General features: G+C 76.9%; 1 protein-coding gene. It reads right to left on the bottom strand.

Going from position 1 to position 2,538, the window contains the following annotated elements:
* The coding region (locus ONA70_RS35885; RefSeq protein ID WP_265010919.1) for a condensation domain-containing protein at positions 1 to 2,538 on the bottom strand (2,538 nt) is incomplete at both ends.

Here is a 2,538-nt window from a genome sequence, read left to right as displayed (position 1 = left end):
CGGGGAGTCCAGCCAGTCCCGCTGGTGGCGGGCGTAGTCGGCGAACTGCACGGGCAGCGGCGGCAGCGGCTCCCCGGCGCCGGTGCTGTGGTGGGCGTACCGGGCGGCGAGTTCGGTGAGCAGGATGCTCCACGAGGTGTTGTCGCAGACGATGTGATGCATGCCGAGCAGCAGCTGGTGCCGTCCCTCGGCGAGCCGGACCAGTTGGGCGCGCAGCAGGGGGCCCGCGGCGAGGTCGTACCGGTGGGCGGCGTGGCCGGTGACCGCCCGGCGCAGCGCGCGGGCCTGCTTGGCGTCGGGCAGCGTGGTGAGGTCGAGCGGTGCCACCCACGGGTCGAGGTGCGGGTGGACCACCGGCTCCGGCTCGCCGCCGCGGTCGTGGAAGGTGGTCCGCAGCACCTCGTGCCGGGCCACCACGTCCGCCAGGGCCTGGCGCAGCGCGTCGGCGTCCAGGTCGCCGCGCAGCTCGACGGCGGCGGTGGTGTTGTGCCGGACGACGTCGTCGCCGAGCTGGTCGAGGGCCCAGAGCCGGACCTGCGTCGAGGAGGCCAGCGCGGGCGCGTCGGACGGGGCCGGGGTGAGCGGGGGAAGAGCGGTGCCGTCGCCGTCGCCGTCGAGCACGGTGGCGAGCTGCGCGACCGTCGGGTGGGTGAAGAGGGTGTAGAGCGACACCTCCCGACCGAACTCGGCCTGCACCTGGGAGAGCAGGTGGGTGGCGAGCAGGGAGTGTCCCCCCAGGCCGAAGAAGTCGCTGGTCACGCCGACCTGCTCGACGCCGAGGGCGGCGGCCCAGAGGCCGGCCAACCGTTCCTCGGTCGGGGTGCGCGGGGCGACCAGCTCGGCGCCGTCCCCGTCGGCCGGCGCGGCCGGCGCGGGCCGGCACCGCTCGGCGACCGCCGCCGCGCTGCTCAGCTCCTCGACCAGGTACGCCGCCCGCTCCGCGCCGATCGGCGCGGCCAGCCCGTCGGCGTCGCTCGGGGCGCCGGCCGTGGGCGGGTCCAGCGGCCAGACGTGGGCGAGGTGGCGGCGCAGCTCGTCCCACCCGTCCGGGACGGTCAGCGCCAGCATCCCCGGGTACGCCTCGCGGACCGCCGCCACGGCCTCCGGGTCGGGGTCGAGGACCACGGCCGTGCCCGCGTCGGCGTCGGCGAGGGCGGCGGCGTACCCGCCGGCCGGGACGGCGCGCACCTCGTGACCGGGGAGCGCCTCGGCGAGCCGGTCCACCGGCAGCCGGGCGGCGTCGACCAGGACCAGCCGGCGCGACTGCCCGACCGCGCGCCGCAGCTCGCGCACCACCACGGTGCCCAGCGCGGCGAAGTACTCCCCGCTGTACGGCACGTGCCCCAGCTCGTCGGCCCGCACGTCGGCCACCTCGCTGACCGGGTACCGGCCACCGTGGTCGATCGCCCAGACGGCGTGCACCCCGGGGGTGCGGGCGGCCAGCGCGGTGAGCCGGTCGTCGAGCCGGCCGGCCAGCACCCGCCGGTCGGCGAAGGCGGGTGAGGGCGGGCAGACCACCAGCAGCAGCGGCGCCGCGGTTCGCGCCCGGTACGCCCCGACCGCCACGCTCAGGTCGTTCATCGCCCGGTCGAGGGTGTCGGCCTCGTCTCCCTCCCGGCGGCGCAGCCAGTCCTCCCAGCGCAGCAGGCAGACCGTGGCATCGGCGTCAGACCCGGCGAGCAGGTGCGCCACCAGTTGGCCGTAGCCGACCAACTCGACGTCGGCGGGGGTGCGCAGGAACCGTAGCCAGAACTCGACCGGGTCGCGCAGCGGGTCGACGGTGAACGTGGCGGCCAGGGCGACCCGGTGCCGGCGCAGCCCGGCCACCTCGGACAGCGGCCGGTCCGGGTCGGCGGCCAGCGCGGCCAGCAGTTCCGGCAGCCGGCCCACGGTGCGGGCCACCGTCTCGTCGAGGTAGAGGTCGGAGTTGTAGTCGACCGCGCCCTCGATCCGGTCGGCGTGCCGGGTGAGGCTGACGAACAGGTCGAAGTCGGTGAGCCCGTTCGTCGCCGCGTACGGGCGGAAGACCGCCCCGGCGGCGTGCCGCTCGGCCGCGTCCCCGTCCGTCATCGTGGCCATCACCTGGAACAGCGGGTTCACGCTCGGGTCGCGGGGCGGCCGGACCTCCTCCACCACCCGCGCGTACGGCGCCTCCTGGTGGGCGTACGCGTCGCTGACCGTGCGGTGCGCCCGGCGTACGAGGTCCCGGACGGTGGGGTCACCGGAGGTGTCGATCCGCAGCACCAGCATGTTGGCGAAGCAGCCGATCAGCGGCTCGAGTTCGGTGCCGGACCGGCCGGCCGCCGGCATGCCGAGCAGCAGGTCGTCCTGGCCGGTGGCCTGGCGGAGCAGGGCGGCGAGCCCGGCCAGGGCGACCGCGTTGACGGTAGCGCCGGCCCGCCGGGCCAGCCCGTCGAGGGCGGCGACGGCCGGTCCGTCCACGGTGAACGGCAGGCTGCGGCCCCGGTGGGTCTGCACCGGCGGGCGGGGCCGGTCCGGCGGCAGGGTGGAGCTGTGCGGCGCGGTGCTGGACACGGT

It is taken from the genome of Micromonospora yasonensis (assembly GCF_026013475.1).
In the GTDB taxonomy this organism is placed as follows: Bacteria; Actinomycetota; Actinomycetes; order Mycobacteriales; family Micromonosporaceae; genus Micromonospora; species Micromonospora yasonensis.
This window is presented reverse-complemented; position numbering and strand designations above follow the sequence as displayed.